A 6,505-nucleotide genomic window follows, 5' to 3' on the forward strand; every position below is an offset into this window, starting at 1 on the left:
TCGGTCAAGCGTTTAGCTTAGATGTTAAGTCAGCGTTTACAGATGTGGATGCTGGGAATGAATTAACGTTTACCATCGATACCACATTACCTGAAGGCATCACTTTTGTTGATGGCATCCTAGCCGGTACTTTTACTAGCGAATTAGTCATTTCCAACTTAGCCGTCACCGCGACAGATAAAGACGGCCTGAGTGTCTCGACGACGTTTGATGTCGACGTAGTATCAGTGCCAGTCATTACGACCGCATTAAGTGAACTAGGTAATAAGATGTTAGATGTTCGCTCGGATATTGTATTACAGGTAAACCAAGCAGTTACAGCGGTATCCGGGAAAACCATTACGTTTACGGATAATGAGGCGGAAGGTTACCAAGGAGAGACTAAACAGAATAGTTTCACGATAGATGTTACCTCAGACTTAGTCACCATTGATAACGAAAATGGGCTAATTATTGTCAATGTGGATGAGTATTTTGATTTGGATTTATCCTCCTCATATACGCTGTCAATTGATGATGGTGCTTTTTTGAGTTCAGCAAGCGGTTTAGCGTCAGGAGCTTTTGCGGATGTTACGTTTGAGACCGTTACACCGACAAGTGGGGCAGATAGTATTGCAAACCTTGGACAATTAGATGAGGTTGCATCACAAGCTAACTTTTTCGAAAACAAATGGCTCATCGACTGGTTGGCTGATGATACTGTTTACACATGGCGAGATACATCAACGTTTGAAGCAGTTGAGCTCACTAATCAACAAGCATTTGATTTAATAGGAATAAGAAACTTAGGTACAACTGAGATTACAGGTACATTTGCCTCATTTACAGCCGAGTTATTACGTACTGCTTCAGATGCATTCCATGATGCGGCAGAGGATGCTGTTATCGAAGCGTATGATATTTTTAACGAAGCCGCACAGGCCTACGTTATGAGTGCTACAGATGGGACGTTAGTTGAAAGCGCGCAGTGGGTAGATATTGAAGGTTTAGGTATCGGTACGACATCAGGAACAGTCGCCTCATTAGCCGATGACATAGAAACTGGGAATGTATTTAGGATTGACGCTTCAGGAGCCGACTATGTATTCGTTTTCAGTGATAAAAACCCAAGTGGTGGCGATGAAAACGTTGGAGCGGGATTAGAAACCAATACTGATTTCTCTGTTTTCTTAGACGAGTTTGGTGCTGGTGACAAAATCTATGTTGATGACGCATTTAATGACCCTGAGAATCTTAACGTTTTGGCTTTTGAGGTGTTTGCCAGCGGTAATGGTTCTGAGAATGCCGAATTGTATCTTGGTTTAACGGGGGGCGATGGCGACCCACGCTTATATGTTGGCCTGGAAGATGAATTAGCATCGACAGATGAAGAAGGTAATGCTGATAGTTCCCTAGAAGGAGTAAATAACACATTGGGTCTGGATGTAGACGATTCATCTGTTATTACTGCTTAATAAAATAAGAGGGCTGAGGCCCTCTATTTGCTTTTTTTACCTTTATAAATCTAATTAAGAAAAATATGCCAAAATTTTTGTTGGTAATGTTGTGCTTGAGTTTGTCAGTAAGAGCAGATGATCTTGGTACAATGATAACCAAAACTTTACAGTCTCACCCAGATATTCTGGTGGAAAAATCACGGTTAAATATAGCTAAAACTCAGCTGGATTTGGCTAGTGAACAATTTTTGCCTACTTTTTCTGTTAGTTTTGAAAATGTCGCTGCTACTCGAGATTCGGATATTAGCTATGCTAACTCTCAATCAGTTGCAACGTTTAGACTACAACAACCTTTGTATACTTTCGGTCGTTTAACTCATGCTAAAAACAAGTTTTATGCAGGTTATGAAAGTCAAACTCTAACCATCAATGAAGTCCAGGTCGAACTAGCTCAAGCTGTTTTACAGTCCTGGGGAGAATGGTTTGTAGCCACGTTACGAAGTGATGCGTTAGCAAAGAGTATTGATACTCATAAAAAATTGAAAGAAAGTGTCACTCGCCGAAGTAATCTGGGGGCCAGCTCTCCTTCGGAGGTTAAGCTCAGTCTTGCTCGTTTAGCACAGATAGAGGCTCAAGCAGCAAATGCTGAGTTACAAATTAGAGCAGCTAAAGTGAAACTAGAACAATTAATTGGTGAATCAATTCCAATCACTCTCACTCCAAGACAGTTTCTTGCGTTTGAGCCTAGCAATGAAGCTGTAATGATACAAAATGCCCTTGCAATAAATCCTACTTTAAAAAGATTTGCTGCGGATATCAAAAGAAGCGAGTTTGAAAACTTAGAGGAAATATCTGCGTTAGCACCAGAAATTTATTTACGAGCAGAACATCAAAGAGGTGATTTTTCAACTTCAATACCTTTTCAAAATCGTGTATTTGTAGGTTTTCAAAGTGATTTTGGTGCGGGTTCTTCTGCATTAATGGAAGTAAAGCTCTCCGAACAGCGAACGCAAACACTCAAAGCTGAAGTGAAGGTAGTTGAACGAGATATTGCTGAACGGGTGAAACTAGAATTAACACAGTTAGAGATCTTAGATATAAGGCAAGAAGCTCTAGAATTAAGTCTATCTGCCAACCAAGATATTGCAGAGGCTTTCAATCGCCAGTATTTAGCCGGACGTCGCTCTTGGGTTGAAGTCATGAATACTGCTCGAGAACTTTCTCAAGCAGAGTTGGAATTAGCAGATCTAAAAGCAGCAAAAGTACTTAGTTATTGGCGCTTATCATTTCTAGTCAATGGATTAGAAGAAACTTTAGCCTTGAACCAAATTGTGAATATGAAGTAAATCTATGAGTGATATTTTTTTTAACACCCTTATGCGTCTGGCACGTATTCAACGCCAACCAGCTGATAGATTAGCGCTTCAACAAGCGGCCAGTGAATCAGCGGCTAAAAAAGAAGGCCAAGCTCAGCTTGAGTTTGTGGCTCAGCAATTACATCTTCCAAAAATATTATGGCTAAAACCCTCTGAAGTTGATCAATCATTGACCCCAGCATTGATGTTTCATGCAGAGTTGGGCTGGTGTATTTTACGTGCGCAAAATGCTTTGGGACAATGGATAGTTCAGCGACAGGATGCTGAAACAAATGACTGGCTGGAAGAGACTCCCGAAACGCTTGATGACTATACAATTGCTAGAATAAACTTGGTGAAACCTTTAGATATTAAAACGTCGAAAGTTTTTCGAGTTGTTTTAGATGCTGTTTTATCAGAAAGATCTCGTTTAAAAGAGGTTATTGTAGGTGGTATTTTGATTAATGTTGTTGCTCTAGCAACTTCATTATATAGCATGCAAGTCTACGATAGGGTTGTTCCAACAGGTGCTGAACAAACTTTATTAGCGCTAACGTTGGGTGTGTTTATTGCTATAGGCTTTGAGCTTATCGTTAAATTTTTACGTTCCAACATTAATGAGCGTTTGGGAGATAATATCGATCGTCACTTGGCTAAAGTGATTTATTCTCGATTTTTAGGTGTTCGTTTGGACCAGCTTCCTGCTAGTGTGGGTAGTTTAGCTGCCCAGCTGAAAGGTTACGAAACCATCCGTAACTTTTTGGTTACTATACCCAGTCAACTTTTGGTTGATTTACCTTTTATCATTGTCTTTACCTCGGTTTTATATTTAATAGGTGGCCAATTAGCAATAATTCCTTTTACCTTTGCAGTAATCTCTGTGATTTTAGGTATTATTTTTCGGCGTAAGGTAGAGCGTTTAACGCGAGATGCCACAGAAGCAAATAATTTAAAAACAGGGCTTTTAGTGGAAACCGTCGAAGGTGCAGAAACAATAAAGGCCGGTCAAGGTGGGTGGCGGATGTTGTCTCGTTGGTTGAATACTACAGATGAGGCACGTGTTCACGATTTAGATATGCGTAAAGTTAGTGAGCACTCTCAGTTTGTTATTGCATCACTTCACCAAGTTTCATATATCTTAATCATCGCGACAGGTGCTTTAAAAGTTTCCGGCGGAGAGCTCAGTATGGGGGGGTTAATTGCTTGTAGTATTTTATCCGGTCGGATCTTGACCCCTTCTAGTAAAATCCCCAATATGCTAGTGCAGTGGGGCCATGTAAAGGCTGCACTTCAAGGCTTGGATAGAATGTGGTCATTGGAAGATGATCACTATGGCGTTGACCAACCCGTTGTGGTTGAGAAAGTCCAAGGACAATATAATTTCCAAGATGTCTTGGTAAATTATGACGAGCGCACAGCACTTAACATCAAAGATTTGAAAGTAAAACCTGGTGAGAAAATAGGAATAATCGGCCCTGTTGGTGCGGGTAAATCAACGCTATTAAAATTACTGTCTGGTTTATTTAAACCTACTTCAGGTCGAGTTATGTTAGATGGAATTGACTTGAGTCATATTTCAAAGCCGATTATTGCTGAACAGATTGGGTATGTGCAACAAGAGGGGCGTTTATTTTCGGGAACTTTGCGTGAAAATTTAATCCTTGGTTTAGTTGACCCAGGTGATGATGCTATTTTGCATGCAGCAGAGATATCTGGTTTGCAACAAGCTTTAATTGCTAAACACCCTATGGGGCTACAATGCCCAATTGCTGAAGGGGGAACCGGTTTATCTGGAGGACAAAAGCAATTAGTTAATTTAACAAAAGTATTTTTACGACAACCGAAAATTTGGTTATTGGATGAGCCTACAGCAAGTATTGATCGAACTTTTGAATTAAAAGTGATTGCGGCGTTGAAACAACATATTCAGCCAAATAATACCCTAGTTTTAATTACACATAAACCAGAAATGCTTTCTTTAGTAGAACGAGTCATTGTCGTAGTTGATAATAAAATTATGTTAGATGGCCCCAAAGAGCCAGTATTACAAAAACTCCAAGAAAAAACACAACAAGCAGCCTCAAAACAACCAGGAGGCCAAGTATGATCTATACTCAAACAAAGGAACGTAGAGGTATGATCTACATGCTTCTTTTAGGCTTGATTGCATTTGGTGTTTGGGCAACTTGGTTCGAACTCGACCAAACAGTGAGAGCTCCAGGGCAGCTAGTAACAGAAACTCGGACACAAATCGTGCAAGCTGCAGATGGTGGAGTGATAAAGAAAATTTATGTTGCAGAGGGCGATCCGGTGAGACAAGGAGATGTCATTGCAACGCTAGAAGATGAAAGGGCTAAAGCTGGTGTCGAAGAAGGGCGAGCAAAGGTCGCGGCACTCTCAGCGGCATTAACTCGAGCACGTGCCCAAGCTCAGGATACCCCATTAAGTTTTACACCAGATGAATTAGTTTATCCACATATAGTTAAAGAACAACAAGCTTTATTTAAACAAGCCGCTTTAGGTTTAGAGGCTGAATTAACAACGGGTAAAACGGCATTAGGAATTGCTCAAGAAGAGCTCTCGATTAATGAAAGCCTATTTGCTACTGGCGATGCTAGTCGCTTAGACGTGATGCGCAGTCGTCGTCAAGTGGTAGAGTTAGAAGGTAAATTAACCACTATAAATAATGAGTTTAAACAGCGAGCCCGAGAAGAAGTCACCCAGTTACAACAACAATTTATTTCTGAGCAATATCAGTTATTGGAACGTGAAAGTATCTTAAAACATACTGAGCTAAAAGCGCCCTTAGATGGGGTCATAAAATCACTACGAATTGATACGATAGGTGGTGTTTTAAGAGCTGGTGATGAGTTATTGCAAATTAGCCCTGCCGATACGGAATTATTTGTTGAGGTCAAAATTAATCCTGCAGATATTGGTTCTTTGGAAATTGGCATGCCAGCAAGTGTAAAAATAGATGCTTTTGATTATACGATTTATGGTGGTTTAAACGGAGAGTTAACCTATCTAAGTTCTGATACATTGTCCCAAGAAGCCGCGGATGGTCAAAACTCCGTATTTTATAAGGCACTGGTAAAAATTGATAAGCAATCTTCAAACCCCAAATTGTTATTATCTGACTTAAAAGCGGGTATGACAGCTGGCGTAGATATTCAGACAGGATCACGGACAGTATTAGAATACATCATGAAACCTGTTACTAGGGCGTTTCAAGGAGCAGGAAGTGAGCGATGAAGTAACGGTTTAACACCACACCTGTTATTATAACACCCAAGTATAGTGTTCTTTCTTGATACACAAGTTACGAGCGGTGTGAACGCTTAGAGTAATGAATAGTATGAATATATTGGTTTGGGTGATTAAAGAATGAAAATGGATTATAAACTTTTAATATTTACGACCTTATTTTTCTTTTCAGGTCAAAGCATAGCATCAGACTATATCGAAGCGTTAATCGAGTGTAATCAACCTGAGATTGAAATTTACCTCGCGGAAAATGAGCTTAGCTCATTAGAACCTAGTTTAATGAGTGCCCTTTTAGAGAATTGTCAACGTGAAATAAAAAGTAGCAGAGTATCAAATCCGAAAGTGAAAAAATCTTTTATGTCATTTAGTACATCTAGGTCAGAAACGGACACAACTCCTCCAGAACTAGTCTCTCTAGCATTTTCAACCAGAAATATTGATGTGACT

At 40.0% G+C, this 6,505-nt stretch carries 5 protein-coding genes; all 5 read left to right on the plus strand.

The window, feature by feature from the left end; translation table 11 throughout:
- A partial coding sequence (locus tag NLF92_RS12445) for a putative Ig domain-containing protein (protein WP_254102461.1) occupies positions 1-1,454 on the plus strand: 1,454 nt, incomplete at its 5' end.
- A gap of 65 nt (positions 1,455-1,519) precedes the next feature.
- On the plus strand, positions 1,520-2,782 hold the full coding sequence (locus NLF92_RS12450) for a TolC family protein (protein ID WP_254102463.1): 1,263 nt from the start codon (positions 1,520-1,522) through the stop codon (positions 2,780-2,782).
- A 4-nt stretch (positions 2,783-2,786) separates the two neighbouring features.
- Positions 2,787-4,898, plus strand: coding sequence for an ATP-binding cassette domain-containing protein (locus NLF92_RS12455; protein ID WP_254102465.1), 2,112 nt, complete (start codon positions 2,787-2,789; stop codon positions 4,896-4,898).
- Complete coding sequence (locus NLF92_RS12460) at positions 4,895-6,046, plus strand: beta-barrel domain-containing protein (RefSeq protein ID WP_254102467.1); 1,152 nt, start codon at positions 4,895-4,897, stop codon at positions 6,044-6,046. The genes NLF92_RS12455 and NLF92_RS12460 overlap by 4 nt, the downstream gene beginning before the upstream one ends.
- A gap of 138 nt (positions 6,047-6,184) precedes the next feature.
- On the plus strand, positions 6,185-6,505 hold a 321-nt coding region (locus NLF92_RS12465; protein WP_254102469.1), incomplete at its 3' end, for a hypothetical protein.

The organism is Opacimonas viscosa (assembly GCF_024199005.1).
Lineage (GTDB): Bacteria > Pseudomonadota > Gammaproteobacteria > Enterobacterales > Alteromonadaceae > Opacimonas > Opacimonas viscosa.